22 protein-coding genes and 1 pseudogene are annotated in these 21,140 nt (G+C 62.4%); 17 read left to right on the top strand and 6 right to left on the bottom strand.

Translation table 11 applies throughout. The features are described from left to right. The coding region (locus DDE76_RS14230) for a K+/H+ antiporter subunit F (protein ID WP_108463701.1) at positions 1 to 182 on the top strand (182 nt) is incomplete at its 5' end. Continuing rightward, entirely contained in the window at positions 179 to 538 is a 360-nt protein-coding gene (mnhG, locus tag DDE76_RS14235) for a monovalent cation/H(+) antiporter subunit G (protein WP_104892050.1), read from the top strand. The genes DDE76_RS14230 and mnhG, both read left to right, overlap by 4 nt. A gap of 3 nt (positions 539 to 541) precedes the next feature. Here mnhG and DDE76_RS14240 read toward each other — a convergent pair whose 3' ends face one another. Further along, positions 542 to 1,000 carry a PTS sugar transporter subunit IIA gene (locus DDE76_RS14240; protein ID WP_104892049.1) on the bottom strand — a complete coding sequence of 153 codons (459 nt, stop codon included), beginning with the start codon at positions 998 to 1,000 and terminating at the stop codon, positions 542 to 544. A gap of 456 nt (positions 1,001 to 1,456) precedes the next feature. On the opposite strand from DDE76_RS14240, the pseudogene DDE76_RS14245 reads away from it, so the two are divergent. Beyond that, positions 1,457 to 2,089, top strand: a pseudogene (locus tag DDE76_RS14245) (tyrosine-type recombinase/integrase). Positions 2,090 to 2,392: 303 nt separating this feature from the next. On the opposite strand, the gene DDE76_RS14250 reads toward DDE76_RS14245, so the two are convergent. After that, the gene (locus DDE76_RS14250) at positions 2,393 to 2,635 is read right to left on the bottom strand and encodes an usg protein (RefSeq protein ID WP_104892048.1); all 243 of its coding nucleotides are present in this window, start codon (positions 2,633 to 2,635) and stop codon (positions 2,393 to 2,395) included. Positions 2,636 to 2,869: 234 nt separating this feature from the next. Here DDE76_RS14250 and groES point away from each other — a divergent pair, with 234 nt between their 5' ends. The 14 genes from groES (at position 2,870) to DDE76_RS14320 (ending at position 15,889) form a co-directional block, all read left to right on the top strand. Further along, positions 2,870 to 3,184: a co-chaperone GroES gene (groES, locus tag DDE76_RS14255; protein WP_104892047.1), complete on the top strand. Its 315-nt coding sequence runs from the start codon at positions 2,870 to 2,872 to the stop codon at positions 3,182 to 3,184. Between the two features lie 36 nt (positions 3,185 to 3,220). Beyond that, positions 3,221 to 4,846 (top strand): chaperonin GroEL, encoded by a 1,626-nt coding sequence (groL, locus tag DDE76_RS14260; RefSeq protein WP_104892046.1) that lies wholly within the window; start codon positions 3,221 to 3,223, stop codon positions 4,844 to 4,846. Positions 4,847 to 4,996: 150 nt separating this feature from the next. Then, entirely contained in the window at positions 4,997 to 6,190 is a 1,194-nt protein-coding gene (locus DDE76_RS14265) for a COG1470 family protein (RefSeq protein WP_104892045.1), read from the top strand. After that, positions 6,187 to 7,122, top strand: a complete 936-nt coding sequence (locus DDE76_RS14270; RefSeq protein ID WP_104892044.1) for an ABC transporter ATP-binding protein — start codon at positions 6,187 to 6,189, stop codon at positions 7,120 to 7,122. The genes DDE76_RS14265 and DDE76_RS14270 overlap by 4 nt, the downstream gene beginning before the upstream one ends. Beyond that, the gene (locus DDE76_RS14275) at positions 7,112 to 8,065 is read left to right on the top strand and encodes an ABC transporter permease (RefSeq protein ID WP_104892043.1); all 954 of its coding nucleotides are present in this window, start codon (positions 7,112 to 7,114) and stop codon (positions 8,063 to 8,065) included. The genes DDE76_RS14270 and DDE76_RS14275 overlap by 11 nt, the downstream gene beginning before the upstream one ends. Positions 8,066 to 8,131: 66 nt before the next feature. Further along, positions 8,132 to 9,223, top strand: a complete 1,092-nt coding sequence (locus DDE76_RS14280) for a glycosyltransferase family 4 protein (RefSeq protein WP_104892042.1) — start codon at positions 8,132 to 8,134, stop codon at positions 9,221 to 9,223. Between the two features lie 14 nt (positions 9,224 to 9,237). After that, positions 9,238 to 11,439 (top strand): amylo-alpha-1,6-glucosidase, encoded by a 2,202-nt coding sequence (locus tag DDE76_RS14285; protein WP_104892041.1) that lies wholly within the window; start codon positions 9,238 to 9,240, stop codon positions 11,437 to 11,439. 143 nt (positions 11,440 to 11,582) lie between these two features. Next, positions 11,583 to 12,059 carry an Hsp20 family protein gene (locus tag DDE76_RS14290; protein ID WP_104892040.1) on the top strand — a complete coding sequence of 159 codons (477 nt, stop codon included), beginning with the start codon at positions 11,583 to 11,585 and terminating at the stop codon, positions 12,057 to 12,059. A gap of 97 nt (positions 12,060 to 12,156) precedes the next feature. Further along, positions 12,157 to 12,666 carry an Hsp20/alpha crystallin family protein gene (locus DDE76_RS14295; protein ID WP_104892039.1) on the top strand — a complete coding sequence of 170 codons (510 nt, stop codon included), beginning with the start codon at positions 12,157 to 12,159 and terminating at the stop codon, positions 12,664 to 12,666. 65 nt (positions 12,667 to 12,731) lie between these two features. Further along, the gene (locus DDE76_RS14300; RefSeq protein WP_104894751.1) at positions 12,732 to 13,487 is read left to right on the top strand and encodes an NADH dehydrogenase ubiquinone Fe-S protein 4; all 756 of its coding nucleotides are present in this window, start codon (positions 12,732 to 12,734) and stop codon (positions 13,485 to 13,487) included. A gap of 7 nt (positions 13,488 to 13,494) precedes the next feature. Further along, complete coding sequence (rpoZ, locus tag DDE76_RS14305) at positions 13,495 to 13,806, top strand: DNA-directed RNA polymerase subunit omega (RefSeq protein ID WP_104892038.1); 312 nt, start codon at positions 13,495 to 13,497, stop codon at positions 13,804 to 13,806. 32 nt (positions 13,807 to 13,838) lie between these two features. Continuing rightward, the gene (locus tag DDE76_RS14310; protein WP_104892037.1) at positions 13,839 to 14,204 is read left to right on the top strand and encodes an SPW repeat protein; all 366 of its coding nucleotides are present in this window, start codon (positions 13,839 to 13,841) and stop codon (positions 14,202 to 14,204) included. A 110-nt stretch (positions 14,205 to 14,314) separates the two neighbouring features. Continuing rightward, positions 14,315 to 15,667: a DegQ family serine endoprotease gene (locus tag DDE76_RS14315; protein WP_245891955.1), complete on the top strand. Its 1,353-nt coding sequence runs from the start codon at positions 14,315 to 14,317 to the stop codon at positions 15,665 to 15,667. Between the two features lie 15 nt (positions 15,668 to 15,682). Beyond that, a complete protein-coding gene (locus DDE76_RS14320; RefSeq protein ID WP_198650925.1) occupies positions 15,683 to 15,889 on the top strand; it encodes an ATP-dependent metallopeptidase FtsH/Yme1/Tma family protein in 207 nt (68 codons plus the stop codon). 74 nt (positions 15,890 to 15,963) lie between these two features. On the opposite strand, the gene DDE76_RS14325 is transcribed toward DDE76_RS14320, so the two are convergent. The 4 genes from DDE76_RS14325 to DDE76_RS14335 form a co-directional block, all read right to left on the bottom strand. After that, positions 15,964 to 17,172, bottom strand: a complete 1,209-nt coding sequence (locus tag DDE76_RS14325; protein WP_158672377.1) for an EAL domain-containing response regulator — start codon at positions 17,170 to 17,172, stop codon at positions 15,964 to 15,966. 29 nt (positions 17,173 to 17,201) lie between these two features. Next, positions 17,202 to 18,299, bottom strand: a complete 1,098-nt coding sequence (locus DDE76_RS19785; RefSeq protein ID WP_158672376.1) for a hypothetical protein — start codon at positions 18,297 to 18,299, stop codon at positions 17,202 to 17,204. Between the two features lie 369 nt (positions 18,300 to 18,668). Beyond that, positions 18,669 to 19,730 carry a substrate-binding domain-containing protein gene (locus DDE76_RS14330; protein ID WP_245891956.1) on the bottom strand — a complete coding sequence of 354 codons (1,062 nt, stop codon included), beginning with the start codon at positions 19,728 to 19,730 and terminating at the stop codon, positions 18,669 to 18,671. Beyond that, the gene (locus DDE76_RS14335; RefSeq protein ID WP_245891957.1) at positions 19,727 to 21,058 is read right to left on the bottom strand and encodes an ROK family protein; all 1,332 of its coding nucleotides are present in this window, start codon (positions 21,056 to 21,058) and stop codon (positions 19,727 to 19,729) included. Before DDE76_RS14335 ends, DDE76_RS14330 begins: the two co-directional genes overlap by 4 nt. Positions 21,059 to 21,140: the final 82 nt, after the last annotated feature.

The following is a 21,140-nucleotide window of genomic DNA, read 5'->3' on the forward strand; positions in this document are numbered from 1 at the left end:
CCCAGGACCGGGTGCTGAGTCTCGATGCTCTCTATGTCGTGGCCATGCTGTTGCTGGTGACCTTTGGAATGCGGGCGAGCACGGTCATCTATTTCGAGGTGGCGCTGCTGATTGGCCTCTTGGGTTTTGTCGGCACGGTGGCCCTGGCCAAATTCCTGATGCGTGGGGAGGTCATCGAGTGAGCTACGCAGACATACCTCTTTGGGCTGCCATCCTGATTTCCGCGGCCGTGCTAATCGGCGCGGTGCTCACCTTCATTGGTGCTATCGGGCTGGTACGGGCAGGATCATTTTACCAGCGTATTCATATGCCGACGCTGGGCACCAGCTTTGGCGCCATCGGCATCTTGCTGGCCTCCGCAGTGCTCGCTTCGGTCGGCGAAGGGCGCTTCATCGCCCATGAAATCCTGATTTTTATCTTCGTCAGCGTAACGACGCCGGTAACGCTGATGCTGCTGGCCCGTGCGGCACTACATCGTGACCGCGTCGAAGGTTCGCCAGAAGTCCCCTCGGCGCTCGTTAAGCCAGCGGACCAGTAGGGTTTAGAGCCCTTCGTCGACGCCCTCAATAATTTCGGTCACCTCGTCGACCGATAGGGCGCGGCGCAAGGCGCTCACCGCGTCTTCGTTGCGCGCTACCCTGGCAATGCGCGACAGCGCCTTGATCTGATCGCCGCCGGAGTGCTCGGGCAGAAGCAGCATCATCACGAGATCGACCGGTTCGCCGTCGACGGCGTCGAAGTCGATTGGCCTCTCAAGCGTTGCAATAAGACCCACAACCTTTTCGAGCCCCTCGATACGAGCATGGGGGATGGCAATGCCATTGCCAAGGCCGGTCGAACCGAGATCCTCGCGAACATGGAGCGCTTTGGTGCAGAGCCGGCTGTTGACCAGTCCAAGTTTCCCCGCACGCTCTGAGAGGAATGCAAACAATTGCTCCCTGCTGGTGACGGAAACCTTGAGAAAGACATGATCGGTCGAGAAGAGATCGGTGAGTTTCATCCGTAAGGCAGCTCTTTCTTCGCAAAGTGCCAAGGTCCTTAACGACGATGACCGTCGCTGTCCACTTCGACCCAATTCTGCGTAGCCCACTCACGGATAATTGCAGGATCGGGGTAGGTGCACTGAGGCAGCAATTCGCGCTCCTTTGTCGGTCATCCAATGGAAATAGGCGACACCGAAGAAGTCCGCCAAAGGCCAGGCACTGTCCATTCATGTCCGGACTCCTGCGACGCGATCGGCAGCCCCCAGTAAGCCAGTGGGATTGCGCATGCCCAATGGCTGCAGTCGATCAGGCCGCCGCTCGAAGCGGTCGGACCGCTGACGGCCCCGCTGGAGGCGCTACCGAGGAGAGTTGTGCGGCAGGGTAGTTCTCCCGAGGCTGCACGGCGCCGGCTGACGAACTCTTCGCCTTCATCGTTCTCCCCATTGGCCGATGTTGGCCAAAGGAGAATGAAAATGGGTATCTCACAATATGACCCCGCCGCGAGAGGTCGGCCGGCGTGGGACGCCGGTCGGCAAGTCGGCGCCAAGCGGGCGCTCAAGGTCCGGCAGATCTGGGCAATCCGGTTCTTTCTGGATCGAGAGGGCCGAATGCGCGACCGAGCGCTGTTTGACCTCGCCATCGATAGCAAGTTGCGCGGTTGCGACCTGGTCAAGCTTAAGATCGGCACACTGGTGACCGGTCATGACATTCGCGCCCGGGCGATGGTGATCCAGCAGAAGACCGGTCGACCAGTGCAGTTCGAGATCACGAGTGATGCCAGAACAAGTTTGCTGGCATGGCTCGAGAGGCGAGGGGGCTCGGTTGAGGACTTCGTCTTTCCCAGTCGAGCCGATCCGAAAGACCACCTGAGCACCAGGCAATATGCTCGATTGGTAGACGAGTGGGTGACCGCCATCGGTCTTCGCAAGGAGGAGTACGTCATGCATTCGCTGCGGCGCACCAAGGCCTCGCTCATCTACTAGGCAACCGGCAATCTCCGCGCCGTGCAGATATTGCTGGGCCACACCAAGATCGAAAACGCGGTCCGATATCTGGGCGTCGACGTCGAAGACGCACTGGAACTGGCAGAACACACAGAAGTCTGACGATCAGTGGCCCCACCACAGGTGAGGCTGCTGCGCGTCAAACAGGGTGAGTCTCACCCTGTTTGACGCGCTATAGGTGAGGCCACACGAGAACACGCCGGGCAAGCGCGGTGTCCTTTTCGATATCTGGAACCGGACGGTCAGCAGCCACATGATCATGTCCTGCCCAGGAAGAACTCCGGACCATCGCTGATGCGCCCCCAACTGGCCGTTCCCAGGCCCTTTGTCCCCTACTAAAAGCGGACGGCAAGCGTGGGTTTCGCGGCCAAAGCGCGGTCGTGCGCCAACGGCGCCGCCGGCCACCTAGTGAATCGAGCGCAGCGAAGCGGCGTTGCGCAACTCCATTGGCGCAATCAGGTTGCTATGGGCCACAACAACCGAATGCAGCTTGCCCTCTATCGTGCTGGACCAAAAATCCAGAAAGCTCTTCAGTTCAGGAAAGCGTGGCGCCAGGTCGTATTCCTGCCAGACATAGAGTTGGAGCAGCGAAGGCTGGTCAGGCAGGTGGTAGAGAATCTCGGCAGTGGTCAGGCCATAGCCTTCCATTTGCTTGAGGAATGCGGGATCGGTCACTGTGCCTGTCTCCTTCCGAGGTGCCTACTCCTTGGACAATGGTGTGCACATACAAGGCCTTATGGCAAATCAGCACTCTCACGCAAAGAGTGCCAAAATTTTCGCCTTGACCGCTTGAAACCCGATGCAGCCTCACCAATCTCATTTTCGCTCCTCCCGGGGATGCCGGGAGAAGTTTCCGACATGTGATCCCATTGGAGGTTCAGAATGGGTTTTCGTCCCTTGCATGACCGCCTGGTCGTCCGCCGCATCGAGGCCGACGAGAAGACCGCTGGCGGCATCATCATTCCCGACACCGCGAAAGAAAAACCGGCCGAGGGCGAAGTCGTCGCGGTGGGTCCGGGCGCCCGCAATGAAAAAGGTGAGATTGTCGCCCTGGACGTCAGGCCGGGCGATCGTGTGCTGTTCGGCAAGTGGAGCGGCACCGAGGTCAAGATCGACGGGAACGACCTGTTGATCATGAAGGAATCCGACATTCTCGGCATTATCGAGCGCGCCGAACCGGCCCAGAAGGCCGCGTGAGGCGCTTCTGCAATATAGGGAGCAAAACGAAAGAAAATGGCTGCCAAGGAAGTTAAGTTCTCGTCAGAAGCGCGCGAAAAGATGCTGCGCGGCGTGGATACGCTTGCAAATGCGGTCAAGGTGACCCTGGGCCCGAAAGGCCGCAACGTGGTCATCGAAAAGTCCTTTGGCGCACCGCGTATTACCAAGGACGGTGTTTCGGTCGCCAAGGAGATCGAACTGGAGGACAAGTTCGAGAATATGGGCGCGCAGATGCTGCGCGAAGTTGCATCCAAGACCAATGATCTTGCCGGTGACGGCACTACAACTGCAACAGTTCTGGCCCATGCCATCGTCAAGGAAGGTACTAAGGCCGTTGCGGCGGGTATGAGCCCCATGGATCTCAAACGCGGCATCGATCTTGCCGTGAGCAAGGTCGTGGAAGACCTCAAGGGGCATGCAAAGAAGATCACTGTCAACTCCGAGATTGCACAGGTCGGCACAATTTCAGCCAATGGTGACACCGAGATTGGCCGGTTCCTTGCCGAGGCGATGGAGAAGGTCGGCAATGACGGCGTGATCACAGTGGAAGAAGCCAAGACCGCCGAGACTGAGCTTGAAGTGGTCGAAGGCATGCAATTCGACCGTGGCTATCTCTCGCCCTATTTCGTGACCAACTCGGAGAAGATGAGGGTCGAACTCGAAGACCCCTACATCTTGATCCATGAGAAGAAGCTTTCAAACCTGCAATCGATGCTGCCCCTGCTGGAGAGTATCGTACAGTCGGGCAAGCCGCTGGTGATTGTGGCCGAGGATGTCGAAGGCGAAGCTCTGGCTACGCTCGTGGTCAACCGTCTGCGCGGTGGCTTGAAGATCGCGGCCGTCAAGGCGCCGGGCTTTGGCGATCGCCGCAAGGCCATGCTGCAGGATATCGCAGTGCTCACGGGCGGCAACGTTGTCTCGGAGGAGCTGGGCATCAAGCTCGAAAATGTGACGCTTGAAATGCTTGGGCGCGCCAAGAAAGTGGTGATCGAGAAGGAGAACACCACAATTGTCGAAGGCGCCGGCACAAAGGAGGAAATCCTTGCCCGCGTGGGCCAGATCAGAGCCCAGATCGAGGAAACAACCTCAGACTACGATCGCGAGAAGCTCCAGGAACGTCTGGCCAAGCTTGCTGGCGGTGTTGCCGTTATCCGCGTCGGTGGTGCCACCGAGGTCGAGGTCAAGGAGAAGAAGGATCGCGTCGACGATGCGCTGCATGCCACGCGCGCGGCCGTCGAAGAAGGCATTCTGCCCGGCGGCGGTGTCGCTCTTTTACGGGCGCTCAAGGCGATCGAGGGTCTCAAGGGTGCCAACCAGGACCAGCAGGCCGGCATCGACATCATACGTCGTGCCGTTCAGGTTCCGGCCAAGCAGATTGCGATCAATGCCGGAGAGGACGGCTCTGTCGTTGCCGGCAAACTGCTGGAGAAGGACGAGTACGGCTGGGGCTACAACGCTGCCACGGGTGAGTACCAGGAGCTGGTTTCGGCCGGCGTGATCGATCCGGCAAAAGTGGTGCGTACGGCCCTGGAGGACGCCGCGTCAGTGGCGTCGCTTCTGATCACCACCGAAGCTCTGGTGGCCGAAAAGCCCAAGAAGGAAGCTGCCCCGGCAATGCCGGCAGGCGGCATGGACTATTAGGTCCGCCTTCACACCGTCAGGAGCCCGGCACGGGCCGGGCTCCCCAGACCTTCGCAAATCTAACAAACATCAAGAATCCGCGTCCGCGCCGGGCGCAATGTCGTACGCGCATGTCCGCGGAAACGGGTAAGGCATCGAGGACTAAAGCAAATGGCATCATCGCGTGTCATTCTTCCAATTGCACTGACTATCGCCCTGTCAGCCGCGCCGGCCTGGGCACAGATCGAACCGGCGGCTTCTGCCGGCAGTGCCCCACTCACCGGATTTTTCGTTACCACGCCCACGCCGGAATTCGCGGTATCGCTCGAAGACGGCGTGAGCATACCGGTTTCGCTGCAAAATATCGGACTTACACCCCAGCGCGCCGGGTTCGATGTTAGCGGACTACCCGAGGGCTGGTCATGGACGCTGCGGTCCAGCACAGGTGCCAGCTCGGTTTCGGCTGCCATCGTGCCTCCGGACTCCACTCAGGAGCTGACGCTTGATATCACTCCCCTCGAGGGTGCCGAGATCGGCAGCTATGACTTCGCACTCCAGGCGCAGCACGGAGGCAGCACGATCTCGCTCCCGTTGACCGTGACGCTCAGCGAGAGCGAAGCTGGCGGCGTCGACCTGGAAGCAGAGCTGCCCGCGCTCCGGGGAGCGCCAAACTCCACCTTTACCTACCGTATGGATGTGGCCAACAACAGTGGCGAGGACGCTCTGTTCAACCTGGCTGCCGAAACGCCGCCCGGCTTCGCTGCCACCTTCAAACGAGGCTTTGGCTCTGAACAGATCACCGGCATACCGGTAGCGGCGCGCTCAAGCGAGCGGATCACGCTCGAACTCAGGCCCGCCTCGGGCGTGCCGGCCGGCAGTTATCCGGTCAGGGTTGGGGTAGTGTCCGGTGAGCTTTCCGCCAGCGTTGATCTGCAGGCTGAGGTAACCGGCACGCCCGATGTGCGCATCGTTGGCCCTAACGAACGGTTGAGCGGCAACGCCAATGCAGGGGCAACAACAAACTTCCCCTTCCTGATTGCCAACACCGGTAGCGCGCCGGCCGAAGAATTGCGCCTGAGCGGTTCGGGGCCGAGCGGCTGGACGGTCGAGGTTGCTCCCGAAACGCTCGATTCGTTTGCGGCCGGGACAACTCAGGAGATCGATGTCGCCATCACGCCCTCCGAGCAGGCGGTTGCCGGTGACTATATTGTGACCGTACGCGCGAGCGGTGGCGGCACCTCCGAGTCGGTCCAATTCCGAGTCACCGTCCAGACATCAACCATTTGGGGCATTGTCGGCGTCGCGGTCATTGCCATTGCGGTTCTCGTTCTGGTCCTTGCCGTCCTGAGGTACGGCAGAAGATGAGCGGGACGGTCATAGAAGCCCGAGGCCTGACCAAGGCTTACAAGGGCAGAAACGTCGTCGATGGCATCAATCTGACCGTCAAGCAGGGCGAAGTGCTGGGCTTGCTCGGACCAAATGGTGCGGGCAAGACCACGACGATCCTGATGCTGATGGGGTTGACCGAGGCGAACGCCGGCTCGGTCCGCCTGCTGGACAAAGACCCGCTGCGTGATCCACTGGCGGTCAAGCAGGCCGCTGGCTACCTGCCCGATGCCGTTGGGTTCTATGACTCCCTGACGGCACGCGAGAATCTGGCATTCACCGCCAGGCTGGCAGGGTTCGCTGATGTCGACGCGTCGGGGCGGATCGGGCAGGCATTGGGGCGTGTTCGTCTCGACGGGGTAGCCGACCGCAAGGTCGGCACCTTCTCGCGCGGCATGCGCCAACGACTCGGCCTCGCCGAATTGCTGATGCGAGATTGCCAGATCATGATCCTTGACGAGCCAACCTCTGGACTGGATCCGCAATCGACAGAGGAGCTGTTGGGCTTCATCGCCGATTTCGCGAACGAAGGCAGAACCGTGCTGGTCTCCTCGCATCTGCTCGATGTCGTGCAGACGGTCTGTACGCGCGTAGCTCTGTTTAATCGGGGCCGGATCGGCTTTGTCGGCACGCTGGCTGAACTGGCCGCCAAGGTCGGCGGGGATGCACTCGAGATCGATCTTGAGGCAGAAAGCTTCGACGCGGCGGCCCGGCTCAGCAATCTCAATGGTGTTGATGCCGTCATTGGCGGGGATAGGCGTTGGCGGATATCGGCGTCCCGCGATCTGCGGCCCGAAATTGCAGCCCGGGTTGTAGAGAGCGGCGGCCGGCTCATTGCGCTTGACGCCCACCGGATCGGTCTCGGGGAGGCCTACAACCGCTATTTCAGGGAGAACAGCAATGCGGCGTGAAGGCTCGCCCTTCAAGGGCACATGGACAATTGCGCTCAAGGAGGCGGCCGATCACATCACCAGCGCGCGCATGCACCTGGTCATGGTGCTGGTGCTGCTCACCGCGATCGGCTCGGCCTATGGCGCCATCGAATTACTCAGGCAGAACGCGGACCAGGATGCTTTCCTGTTCCTCAAGCTGATGACCGGCGCGCGCGAGCCCTTGCCCTCGTTTGCATCGTTCATGGGCTTCCTTATCCCCCTGGTGGCCATTGCGCTCGGGTTCGATGCGGTGAACGGGGAGTTTTCCAGGCGGACAATGAGCCGGATACTGGCCCAGCCGATCTACCGCGACGCCGTCCTTTTCGGCAAATTCCTCGGCGGCCTGCTGGTGCTCGGCATCGCCCTGATGACGCTCTGGCTGCTGCTGACGGGTCTCGGCATCCTGTTGCTCGGTTTGCCGCCGAGCAGCGATGCCCTGGTCCGCGGCCTAGCTTACCTGGTGGCGACCCTGGCCTATGCGGGCGTATGGCTAGCACTCGCGATCGCCCTGTCCACGATAGTCCATGCGCCGGCGACCTCGGCACTGGCAGCACTCTCGATATGGCTGGTGGTATCGGTGTTCTGGAGCATAACCGCCCCCTTGCTGGCCCAGTGGATCGCGCCAGTCGATCCGCTCGTGCCAATGTCAGTCATCACACAGTTCGAGATCCAACAGGCCATTGCAAGGCTCTCGCCGGGAACGCTCTATGGCGAGATGACCCAGCTACTGCTCGATCCATCCGCACGCACGCTGGGGCCGATCTTCATCGAACAATTGCATGGCGCCGTTATCGGCGCGCCCTTGCCCACCATGCAGTCCATCCTGCTGGTCTGGCCGCAATTCTCTGGGATGATCGCAGCCATGCTGGTGCTGTTCACGCTCGCCTATGTCGTCTTCCAGCGCCAGGAGGTGCGCGCCTAAATATCACAGCCGTTCCGGAGTGCCGGGACGGCAACCGCTCAATGTCCAGAACAGGAGATCAGATCGATGAAAATTGCTCAGATTGCCCCCTTGGCTGAACGTGTGCCGCCCAAGCTCTACGGTGGCACCGAGCGTATCGTTTCCTATCTTACCGATGAACTGGTGCGACAGGGCCATGACGTGACACTGTTTGCCAGCGGGGATTCGCGCACGCTGGCCCATCTCGTGCCATGCTCGCATGTGGCGCTGCGGCTCAACCCTGATATGCGCGACCCCATTCCCTATCACGTCATGATGCTCGAACTGGTGCGCCAACGGGCGGACGAGTTCGATGTGCTGCATTTCCATATCGACATGCTGCATTTCCCCCTGGTCCGCGAATTCGCCGGCAGAACCGTCACCACTCTGCATGGGCGGCTGGACCTGCCCGATCTTATGCCCTTCTACCGGACCTTCCCTGAATTCCCGCTGGTCTCGATCTCCAACGACCAGCGCGCGCCCATGCCGCCGGTCAACTGGGCCGGTACGGTTTATCACGGCCTGCCGGCCGACCTTCTGCCCTTCAGCGCCGAGGCCAAGGGCGGCTACCTTGCGTTCCTTGGCCGCATCTCGCCCGAAAAGCGTCCCGACCGCGCGATCGAGATCGCCGCGAAAGCCGGCATGAAGCTCAAGATCGCCGCCAAGGTCGACAAGGCCGACCAGACCTATTGGGACCAGACCATCGCGCCTCTCGTGGCCCGCTACGACAATGTCGAATTCGTCGGCGAGATCAACGAGCGAGAAAAGGCACAATTCCTGGGCGACGCCGCCGCACTGCTGTTCCCCATTGATTGGCCCGAACCGTTCGGGCTGGTGATGATCGAGGCCATGGCCTGCGGCACGCCGGTCATCGCCTTCCGCTGCGGATCGGTGCCCGAAGTCATCGATTGCGGCGTATCCGGCTTCATCGTCGATTCGATAGAGGAGGCGGTGGAGAGCGTCGGGAAGGCCAAGGCGCTGGACCGGGCCGTCGTGCGCGCCACCTTCGACGCCCGTTTCACCGCCGGGCGCATGGCGGCGGACTATCTGGCGATCTACGAGCGGCTGCGCATGGGCCAGCCGGCAAACGGCAATGTCTATATCCCGCCGCGCAATGCAGGGCTCGGCCTCAACGCTTGACTGGAGACCGGCCAATGGATTCCCACTTTGCTGACGCGGGGGCCTTCGGGTCCCCGTCCACCGACGACCCATCCTTCGGGGTGGCGGCTCGCGCCTCCTTGCAGGAGGGGCGGACCCGCACCCTCAAGCATGGCGACACCTTCGGGGTCTTCGACCATAATGGCGACATACACGCCCATCCCGCAGGCGCCGAAGGGCTGTTTCACCGCGACACACGGCACCTGTCCCGGCTTACCCTCGCCATTGCCGGCGTAAGACCGCTGCTGCTGAGCTCGACCCTTCGCGACGACAACGCCACCCTCACCTGCGACCTGACCAATCCCGACATCACCGATGCGCAGGGAGAGACCATCCTTGAACATGACCTTGTTCATATACGGCGCTCGCGTTTCCTCTGGAAGGGGACGTGCCATGAGCGTCTGGCGGTGCGCAATTTCGCCGACAAGGCTGTATCGATCGCCCTTGATATCGGCTTTAGCGCCGATTTCGCCGATCTTTTCGAGGTGCGCGGCACCGCACGCGTCAGGCGCGGCCAGACTCACGACCCGCAATTGGGTCCCGACCATGTCGAACTCGCCTATGCCGGACTGGATGGAGTCGTCCGGCGCACGCATATGCGGTTCTTCCCCCAACCGGACGCGCTTTCGGGCAGCCATGCACGTTTCGATCTCGTTCTGGCCCCGGGCGAGACCAGATCCGTGTTTCTAGCCATCGACTGCCTGGAGCGACCCAACGAAGCCGCGAGCCGGAGCCGCTTCTTTTCGGCCATTCGCGAAGCCCGGCGCGCGCTGCGCGCCTCGTCCTCGCGCGCCACCGCGATCATCACCTCCAACGAGATTTTCAATGAGAGCCTCAGGCGCAGCGTTTCCGATCTGTATATGCTGATCACCGATACACCGGAAGGACCCTATCCCTATGCCGGTGTGCCCTGGTTCAGCACGGTTTTCGGACGCGACGCTCTCATCACCGCTTTCGAGACGCTCTGGCTCGACCCGGTCATCGCCCGGGGCGTGCTCTTTCACCTGGCCGCCAACCAGGCCGGCACGGTCGATCCCGCCGCCGATGCGGAACCGGGCAAAATTCTCCACGAGGTTCGCTATGGCGAAATGGCCGAATTGGGCGAGGTGCCGTTCCGACGCTACTACGGCAGCATCGATTCAACGCCGCTATTTGTCATGCTGGCGGGCGCCTATCTCGAACGCACGGGAGATGTGGAGGTTATCAGGGGACTATGGCCCCATATCGAGGCGGCGCTCGACTGGATCGATCAATACGGTGATCGCGACGGCGATGGTTATGTCGAATACGGCCGCCTGAACGACGACGGACTTGCCAATCAGGGCTGGAAAGACAGCCACGATTCCGTCTTCCATGCCGACGGGACGCTGGCCGCCGGCCCCATCGCGCTCTGCGAGGTCCAGGCCTATGTTTTCGGCGCCCTGCGGGCCGCGCGGGCCATGGCCGAGCAATTGGGACACACCGAGGAGGCCGCGCGACACGCGCGGCGCGCCGACGCCTTGCGAGAGGCGTTCAATCGGGACTTTTTCGATGCGGAACTGGGCACCTATGTGCTCGCGCTGGATGGTGAAAAGCGCCCTTGCCGGGTGCGCAGCTCCAATGCCGGTCACGCGCTGTGGAGCGGCATAGCCGATTTGAACCAGGCCAAGGCCGTGGCCGGCACGCTGCTCAGCCGTTCGGGCTTCAGCGGCTGGGGCATCCGCACCATCGCGGCCGGGGAAAGCCGCTACAACCCGATGAGCTACCACAATGGCTCTGTATGGCCGCATGACAATGCCCTGATCGCCGCCGGTCTCGCCCGCTACGGCTTCAGGAGCGCGGCAGCCCGCATTTTGGACGGCCTCTTCGCGGCATCGACCTATATCGACCTGCGACGGCTGCCGGAGTTGTTCTGCGGCTTTTCGCGCAACACCTCGCAGGGTCCGACCTTCTATCCGGTGGCCTGCATTCCGCAGGCCTGGGCGGCCGCCGCGCCGCTTTATGCCCTGCAATCTTGCCTCGGCCTCCGCTTTGCGGTCGATACAGGCAGTATCGCATTCGACCGGCCCATCCTGCCTGATTTTCTGGACGTCGTGCGACTGCGGGGCCTGCGCATCAACGACGCGATGGCCGATATTGCCCTGCGCCGCTCGGGCCAGAGCGTGATCGTTGAAGTGGAGCGTCGGCAGGGCGCGGTTAGCGTCGTGACGCGAGCATAACTTTTTGCACGCTAACCTATTGAAACAAAGCCGACTTATCCTAAATCAACTGGTGCCGGATGCCCAATAGGGATCCGGCTTCGGGGACCGGACGAAACCGGCCTCCATACTTGTATCCATGTTGCTCAAAGGAGGATATGGCTATGAGCACGACCTTTGATTTCACTCCCCTGTTCCGGTCGAGCATCGGCTTTGACCGCATGTTGAATGCTCTGCAGGCGGCAAGCCGCGTCGAGAGCATCGACAACTGGCCCCCTTACGACATCGAGAAGACCGGCGAGGATGCCTATCGCGTATCGCTCGCGGTGGCCGGCTTCTGCCAGGACGATCTCAGCATCACGCAGGAGCAGAACATGCTCGTGGTGACGGGCCAGAAGGCGGGCGAGGATAGCGCGCAATACCTGCATCGCGGCATTGCCGGCCGGGCGTTCCAGCGCCGGTTCGAGCTGGCCGATCATGTCAAGGTGATGGGCGCGAACCTCGTCAACGGTCTGCTGATCATCGATCTCAAGCGCGAGATCCCCGAAGAGATGAAGCCGCGCCGGATCGAGATCGCCACCGGCGAGGCACGCGCCAGTGCCACGCCCCGGCAGATCGAGGCCGACAAGCAGGCCGCGTAAAGCCTTCCCCGAAGCGCCGACGAGCGCATGGTGCCGGACCTGGTCCGGCGCCAACGGGATGGCTTTGCCAGCCAAATGAACAGAAAGGAGAGAAACCATGAATGTACGTGACTTGATCCCGTGGGGCCGCACCAATACGAACCCCGCACCCAGCATTTTCCACGAGAACGACCGCGACCCCTTCCTGTCTCTGCATCGCGAGGTGAATCGGCTGTTCGACGATGCTTTCCGAAGTTTCGGCTCCGGGCTGCCGGCTTTCAGCGGTTTTTCCGCATTCGGCGGAGGGTGGCCGAGCGTCGAAATCTCCGACCGTGAGAAGGAGATTGCCGTCACGGCCGAAATTCCCGGTCTTGAGGAAAAGGATATCGAGATCCTGCTCGACGATGGCGTGCTGACGCTGCGCGGCGAGAAGCGCTCCGAAACCGAGAACAAGGACCGGCAGTTCTCCGAGCGCGTCTATGGCCGCTTCGAGCGGCGCATTCCGCTCGGCTACGAGGTCGAGGAGGACAAGGTCGATGCCCGCTTCCGGAACGGCGTGCTCACCGTGACCCTGCCCAAGAGCGAAAGGGCACAATCGCAGGTCAAGCGCATCGCCATCCGAAGTTAAGGAACCAAGGCCGGCGGCGATTGCCGCCGCCGGTCGCATCCTTCAAACCTAGGAAGGTGAAGAATATGGAGAAAGTAGACAGTTTCAGTTCGACAGACCCGCATTTGCCCCTGGGCACGCCGTCCAACGACAATACGCTCGCCCCGGCGTCGGCAAGACAGCCGACCTTTCCCACCGATGCCGTGGCCCGCATCTACAAGCTGTCCCGATCGGCGACAACGTCAGCAAAGGGTCACAGCCAGGGCTGGCGCCTGGTTTTCGAGCGGCGCAGCACACCTGTTATTGAACCTCTCATGGGCTACACCGGCGGTGGCGACACCCTGACCCAGGTGGCGCTGAGCTTTCCGACCCTGGAGGCAGCCTTGCGCTATGCCGAACGGCAGGGTCTGACCTTTGTTGTCCAGCACCCTGCAGGCTCACAGCAGGCCGACAAGACCGCCGGCGCAAACGAAACCGCCAAGGGCGCGCGTGCACGCAAGGTATTTTCCGACGCCACGCTCGACCGACTTGGCCTTTCGGCCATACAGGGAAGCTACGGCCAGGCCCTCGATGGCGCTGCCGGCCGCAACGATCCCTCCGGCCCGAAGAATTGGTCGACGCCCATGGGTGTGGTGCGCGATCCGGCCCTGACGCTGGAGGCAAAGCGTTCGATCCTGATGAACTGGGCCTGGACCGAATATCTGATGGACCAGGCGACCACCGAAGGCATGCCAGAGAGCCGCTGGCCGTCGCGCCTGGGCGAGGTCGAGGCAGCGCTGCTGGCGCTAGAACGTGACGTGGCGGCCGGGCAGGACGCTCTGGCCGACCGCGAGGCGGCGTGAGGTGCCTATGGACCCACTCGTCGTCTTCGATTGCCAGAAGATCGTGCCCGACCGGTTTGCGCTGACGCTGGTGGCGGTGGCGCGGAGCCGGGCACTAAACCGGGGCGCCAAACCCCGTATCGAGCGGCCGGGGCAAAGCACCAGCGGATGCGCCCTGCACGAGATCGCGGCGGGTGCCTTCGCGCCGGAAGAACTGGCGCCCTTCCTCTCGCGCGGCCAGCGGTCTCTTGCCCTGCCCGCGCCATCACCCCTTCGCGAGGACGATGCCGGCGGCCTTGCCCTCGCTCCGCCGTCTCCTACCAGTGAGACCCTTCATTGATGTTGCAAACCCGACAGAAAGGAGAATGAGAGATGCTGAAATCTTTGTCTTCCAATAACCGGACGGTCCTCAATATCGTTTCTATCGTAGCCGGTTTGGGCCTGCTGTTCTCTCCCTGGTATCTGGGCTATGCCGACCAGGCCAATGCCGCCTGGAACGCCTGGATCATCGGCGCGGGCGTGAGCCTCGTCGCCGCGGCGGCTCTGCTGGCCTTCCACGAGGCCGAGGAGTGGGCCAATCTCGTGCTGGGCGCTTGGGCTGTCGTGGCGCCCTGGATCCTTGGCTTCGCCGCCGTGACCGCGGCAACAACCGTCCATATCGTGGCCGGCCTGGTGGTGGCTGCGCTGGCCGGGCTCAGCCTCTGGTTCACCCATAACCGGCCGTGGTCCACGGCCTGACGCCCCCGATGGGCCCGGCCCGCGCCGGGCCCGCTTTGGCTGCCCTCCGTCCGATCGGGGCGGAAACAGGATCAATTCCAGTCGAACGGAGCACGTGAATGTGTCGGCTCATGAGAAAACTCCGCGCCCTGGCCTGGGCCTGCCTTGCCGCCATGGCGCTCATCATCGTCCTTCCCGCCAACGCCCAGGGCCAGCCCGTTTCGGGCATAGCCGGCGAACAACTACCGACGCTGGCGCCGCTGCTCGAACAGGTGACGCCCGCCGTGGTCAATATCGCGGTGGTTTCCGAGGCGCCCGCCGCCACCAATCCGCTCTACAATGATCCTTTCTTCCGGCGCTTCTTCGACCTGCCCCAGGCGCCGCAGGCCCGCCCGCGCATGAGTGCCGGCTCCGGCGTCATAATCGACGCCGACAAAGGCCACATCCTTACCAACCATCACGTGGTGGCCGATGCGCGCGAGATCATCGTCACTCTCAAAGACGGCCAGCGTCTCGAGGCCGAGCTGGTCGGCTCCGACCAGGCGACCGACATAGCCCTGCTTCGCGTCGAGGCCGAAAATCTGGTGGCCATCAAGATTGGCGATTCCGATCGGCTCAAGGTCGGCGACTATGTTTTGGCCATCGGCAATCCATTCGGCCTGGGTCAGACCGTCACCTCCGGAATCATCAGCGCCCTGGGCCGAACCGGCATTAATTCGGAAGGCTACGAGGATTTCATCCAGACAGACGCCTCGATCAATCCGGGCAATTCCGGCGGGGCCCTGATCACCCTGGATGGTCGTCTCGCCGGGGGCAACACGGCCATCTTTAGCCCCGCCGGCGGCAATGTCGGTATCGGCTTTGCCGTGCCCAGCAACATGGCGGTCGCCGTCATGACCCAATTGGCCGAGCATGGCGAGGTGCGCCGCGGCCGTATCGGGGTTGGCATCCAGGACCTTACCCCCGACCTGGCCGAAGCTTTCAATCTAGGTGACTTGCGCGGCGCCGTTATTGCAAATGTCGAGCCCGGCTCTCTGGCCGAGCAGGCCGACTTGCAGGTCGGCGACGTCGTGATTGCTGTCGACGACCGTCCCGTGCTCAGTTCGACCGACTTGCGCAACCGGATCGGGCTGACTCCAGTGGGCGAAAAGGTGACGCTTCGGCTGCTGCGCGACAACGAGGCGCTCGAAATCACCGTCACCATCGCGGCCGAAAACACCGCCGCGGCCTCCCTAGCCGGCACCCCGTTCGACGGCGCCGTGCTGCGGCCCGCGGGGGGTAATGGCGGCGTGCTTGTCGAAAGCGTAGCTTCCGGCAGCCCTGCCGCTCGCGCAGGCCTGCAGGCCGATGATGTCATCGTCGCCGTCAACCGCAGGCGGGTCGCTTCGCCTGAAGATCTGCGGCAGTTGACCGGAGACGGCCGGCGCACGCTGGCACTGGAGGTCATCCGGGGTGGCAGCGCCTTGCTGCTCGTCCTCCGATAAACCCCGGGCGCGGCCATGGACATGAAGAACAAGACGCAGTTCAACATCTGGTACTGGGTGGCGGCCTTATTCGGGCTGATGCTGTTCCAGTATGCTTTCACCATGGCCACCCAAGTCGCCGAGATCCCCTATAGCCAGTTCGAGACTTATCTCAAGGAAGGCCGGATCGCGCAGGTGGCGGTAGCCGCTCGGTCTCCGACCGGTCCAAGTGCGGCGCTGTAGCGCTGCCAATGTCGCCGTGGTCCCGATTCGGCGCCGGGACGGGGGTAGAGAAAGGGGCTGGCATGGTCTGGCTTTCAGGTGATGTCGGACCAGGCAACCGCGCGGGATGCCTGCATGGGGCGACCGATGAAATAGCCCTGGGCGGCATAGCACCCCATCTCACGCAGGCGCATATAGGTATCAAGGTCCTCCACACCCTCGGCGACGGTGGTCATCCCCAGACCATTGCTCATGCCGATGATGGCTGCGTCGATGGCCTGCGCCTCGCAGGAATGGCATAGCTCGGCCACGAAACTGCGATCGATCTTGAGTTCGGAGAAGGGCATCCGCGCCAGTTGCACCAAAGACGAATAGCCGACGCCAAAGTCGTCGATGGAGAGTTTCATGCCCATCAGGCGCGCCCGAGTCAGCACATCCAAAGCGCCGGAATCGGGGTCGATTGCGCCGCTTTCGGTGACTTCGAGGACAACGCGTTCCGGTGCCACGCCATGGCGCGCGCAGGCATCGGCAATGGCGCGAACGGATTGGTCGTCCCGCAGACATTGCGCCGGTATGTTTATGGCTATCGTATGGGACAGGTCGGCAAAATTGCCCCCAAGCCAGGCGAGCGAGCGATCCGCCATGACTTCGGTGAGCCTGGCCGCCTGGCCGCTCTGCTCTGCCAGGGGAACGAATGTATCGGGGCCGCAAATGTGTGTGTCGCCGCGGGTCCAGCGCGCCAGCGCTTCGTAGCCGATTAACCCGCCGTCGCTGCACCTGACCTTGGGTTGGAAAACCGGGCCGATCTCGCCTTCCGCCATGGCGCGCGCCAGATCGTGGCTGGTCGGCATTGCCTTGGGGGACGTTGCGACAAGTTTGAGCCTTGGTGTGACTTCGACCGTCTCGAGCAGCGTGGCAAGAGCGCTGCGGCTGAATGGCTTGGACAGGGCGCCCGCGATCGGCAGCCGATGTTGTCTTGCGGAACGTTGAGCGGCGTCCAGCACCCGGCTATCGACGCCGCTGACAATGATCAGGGTCGCCTGGCACTCCATTTTTGCCAGGCGCTGGATGACCTCGACACCGTCGACGCCGGGCATGACCAGATCAAGCAGAATGTGGCTGGGCTCCCATTCGGAAACATGGGTGAAGAATTCATCAGCGGTCCGACAATAGGCACTTTCGGCACCGAGGGAGGCCGCCATCAGCCGCACGGTCTCGCCGACAAGCGGATCATCATCAAGGATAAGCAAACGCAGGTGGGAGCCCGAAGCCTGCTCTTGGGGCTCGGAGCGCTGGTCAGTCATGCTTTCTCCACGAGGGATGTTCATTTGGGTCATCCCGAAACGCGTTTTGGAAATGTCAGAGGGTGCAGGCGCGACGGCGCCCGCGGCGTATCCTGCGAGAGATGGATTGCCGTGCCACTGACATAGTTGAACCCGCTGTCGACCGCGGCCAGCGCCAGCCCGATCGTATTGGCGCCATGCGCCATGGTGCGAAGGCCATTGCTCCTCGCAAATTCCATGAACGATGGCGTAACGGCCTGGTAGCTCGGGTCGCGCAAATGTCCCATGGAAAGATTGCATGACAGGCCCCAGAGCGGCGTGGGATCGAGCGCCGCAAGATATCCGGCATTGCCATGGACCTGCAGCGTCAGGCCGGGACGCATGGCACCGATCGTGAAGAGCAGGTCATTGAGCCGATCGACATTTGGTTGCGAGGGCACACCTGTCACTTCGAGCTTCACAAAGGGCGAATAGACTTCGGGCACGCTGGCCAACAGCTTGAGATATTCACGACAGGTCGAACTGCGATCCAGCGTCTGATAGCCCACGGGCACAAGCACGGCCGCAACATTGCTCGCCCGGCCATAGCGGTGCAGCATTTCCAGGGCGCGCGTTAGCGCCAGGCAATCCATGTCGGCGAGCGTATCGACCATCTGGTCGGGATCGGCAATGGCCTGGAACTGCGACAGAGTCGTGCAGCCCAGGGAGAGGTCGAGGACGCAGCGATTGAGGTTGACGATGGCCCGCTCGGGATCCCATACCGGGGCGAAGAGCAACTGGAAGTCCTTCAGCAGCAGGCGGCGATAGTTGAGGATCGCCCGATCAGCTTCCATCCGCATGCGGCGCAGGGTCAGCACCAGCCGACCAGCCAGGCTCCCCGTATCACCGGCCAGGTTCTTGAGCTTGATCTCCGCGACATACTGCTTGACGGTCACGCTCGAGGAAAACTCGGGAAGCTCGGCAAAGATCTCCTGCTTGATTTCGCGTGAGATTTGCTTGGCGCGTTCAACCGCGGCCTCCCGGTTGAGCTTGGCAAAACAGATCGAGAATTCAGTTTCACCCAGCACCTGCAGGACGTCGCTGTCCGAGATACGCCGCTTTATCCCCTGTTCCGCCAGTTCGCTGGCGCGCGCCGCCAGACTTGCCATCGCTCCCCCAGGGCCTCTTTGATTTCGTCCAGCCCTACGAGTTCGAAGCTCCCTGCCATGACCGACTGTGATGAAGGGCCTTGCTTGCCGATCAGATCGGCCAGGCGACCATCGTGCGGCGAACGGGTCGGCGGTGGCGACTGGCCAGAGGTCCATGCCCGGGCATCGACAGGAATCGCGCGCGCAGGCTTGGTAAGGGATTGGGGCGGCTCAGCCTCTTTTCCGAAGAGAGTCTTTATTATGCTGAACACGGTCATAAGCGAAGGACTCGACGCACGCCTTGCCAGTCACCCTGCTCAGAATTGATTAAGGAATCTCTATTTCCGGCGCCCAGAATGAAGCTTTTGCCATCGGCGCCAGACTGCATGGCTAATGCCGCCCAACGGGGTTCTGCGCCGCGGTGGCAGCCCTTACGCTGTCGACGATCGCCTTGGGCGCCGGCAGGTGCCAGATGACCTGATAGGCCTCGATGACATCTGATGGCGTAACCTCCCGGCCGGCCAGCGCCACCCACGGGGGTACAGGCAGTCCGAGCAGTGCGGCCAGCGTCACCCGAGCTGCGGCGCTGCCTTGGTCATAGGGCAATTGGGCGCCAACGCCCTTGATCATGCCGTGGCGGGCCATGTCGAGAGCTACCTCGTTACCCAGGTCCACCGTGGTGATGGGAATGTCGATATTCTTCTGCGCAAGAGCCTGCACCGCCTTCATCGCAGGTACGTCCCAGACCGCGAAAATGCCTGAAAGGCCGGGCGTCTTATCCACCATTGCCACTGCCGCCGGACCGGCACCATCCAGGTCTGCGAACCGCTCCCGCACGAGGGTCACGTCGGGCCGGTGACTACCCATCCATTTGCGGAAAGCGATCTCGCGTTCATGAGTGGCGAAGAAATCGATGCCATAGCCAAGGATGCCGGCGGCCCCGCCTTGTGGAATATGAGCAGACAGCATCGCCGCACAACTCTGCCCCAAGCCGAAATTGTCGGTGGAGACGACGCTGGCATAGTCGGTGCCCGGGAGCATGCCGGTAGGAGCGTTGTCGAGCAGCACCAGCCTGCGACCGCTCTGGGTCAGAGCGCGATGCGCCTCCGCAACGCGCGCATTGCCGATGGGTATGGAGATGACCGCATCTACTTTCTCGCGCGCCAGTCTCGCCAGCGCAGCCACCTGCAATTCGAAGTCGAAATTGCAGTCGACCACTTCTACCAGTGCGGCGGAGTAGAGGCCCAAGGTCGCAGCGATGCCGGCCAGTTCTTGCTTGGACCAGTCGCTGGTTGTGGTGTGCAGAACCACTGCTATCGAAAACCGTCGGGCTCGCGCCTGGGCGGCGTCGGCCTGGGTCAACTGGATCTGAGCAGCGGGAACGGCGCGCTCCCCATGGGGGCCGAGGCCTGCAATCGACATGGCGGTATCCCCTGGCGTCTTGCTGTTCATGGCGCAACGCGTCCTGCAGGTTGCGCTGCCTTGGTTGCCAGTGCGACCGTAGCGCGCTCCAAGCTTTTCTGGAATTCGGGATGGTGCAGTGGTGACCCCTGTCCGACCCAGCCCTGCAGCGTCGTGGGCGCAAAAAGCTCTTCCACCACTACCTGAGCGGCACCGACAAGGCCGGAGGACGCGCCCATCTGCGAGCGCATGATCTGGAGATCGCGCGACACCATGGGATGGGACTGACGATACACCGCCTCGCGAATGCCGGCGAGCAGGCTGTCGCCTCCTGATTCGGCGACGACCCCACCGATCACGATCAGCGACGGATTGACCAGGTTGGTGAGCGGCGCGAGCGCTTCACCCACCAGGCGACCGCACTTTCCCAGCAGCTCGACGCAGAACAGGTCGCCCAGTTGCGCCGCATGCCCGATATCGACGACGGACAGTTCGCCCTGCCGCTCCAGCGTCTGTGCCAGATAGGGACTGCGCCCATCCTCGGCGGCCGCCTTGCCTTCACGGGCGATGGCTTCTGCACCGGCCACCGCCTCGAGCAGCTCGTCGCCAACCCTGCTGTGTCCGATCATGCCGGCTGCGCCCTGGGCACCACGATGCAACTGGCCTTCGGAAATCAGGCCAGCGCTGATCGAGCGGCCCAATTTGACATAGATGATGTCGCTCAGCCCGCGACCACCGCCTGCCTTGGCTTCGCCCATGGTCATGGTCTGGACGCCGCTGCGCGCAAAGATCGGCACGCCGAACCGTATCGAAAGACGATCGAGGAAGGGAAACCCCTGCCATGATTGTACGGTCTGCAGGACGGGTACGGTCTCGAAATCTGCCGCTGGCTTTTCGATCGGACCTGGCAGGGCGAGGCCGATACCCCATGGGGCGGGTTTCTCGGTTTCCCGGAGCTGCCAGTCGAAGATGGTTGCCAGCCGGTCCAGAATGGCCTCGGGTCCGGCATCGAGCTGGGCCGCTTCGTGATGTTCCACCAATAGCTGACCATTGAGATCGGCAATACCGAGCGCGATGGAGCTCTGGTCGATTGCCGAAACCAGCAGCGAGCCGGCATCGTGGCGGAACCGCATCTGCCGGGGTGCGCGGCCGCCGGTGGCTTGGCCCAGTTCGCCCTCTTTGAGCAGGCCTAGTTCGATCATCGTTGCCAACCGGTCGGCGACGACCGCTCTGCCCAGTTCGGACCTGCGTTCAAGTTCCTGCCGCGTCGTGGCCGCTCCGGTTCGGACCAGATTGAGCAGCAAGGCAAGGCTTGCCTGGGCCGCGTCGACGCTGCGGGGGCGGCCGACCGACCGCAGCGTTGTTTTCTCCTCCGCCACGAATCCACCCCTTCATCCAGCTTTCCACACAACCTAGCTCGGTCGGTTTTTCACTTCAAGCCACCCCTTTTGCTTATTTTAC

This window comes from Devosia indica, from assembly GCF_003056405.1.
In the GTDB taxonomy this organism is placed as follows: domain Bacteria; phylum Pseudomonadota; class Alphaproteobacteria; order Rhizobiales; family Devosiaceae; genus Devosia; species Devosia indica.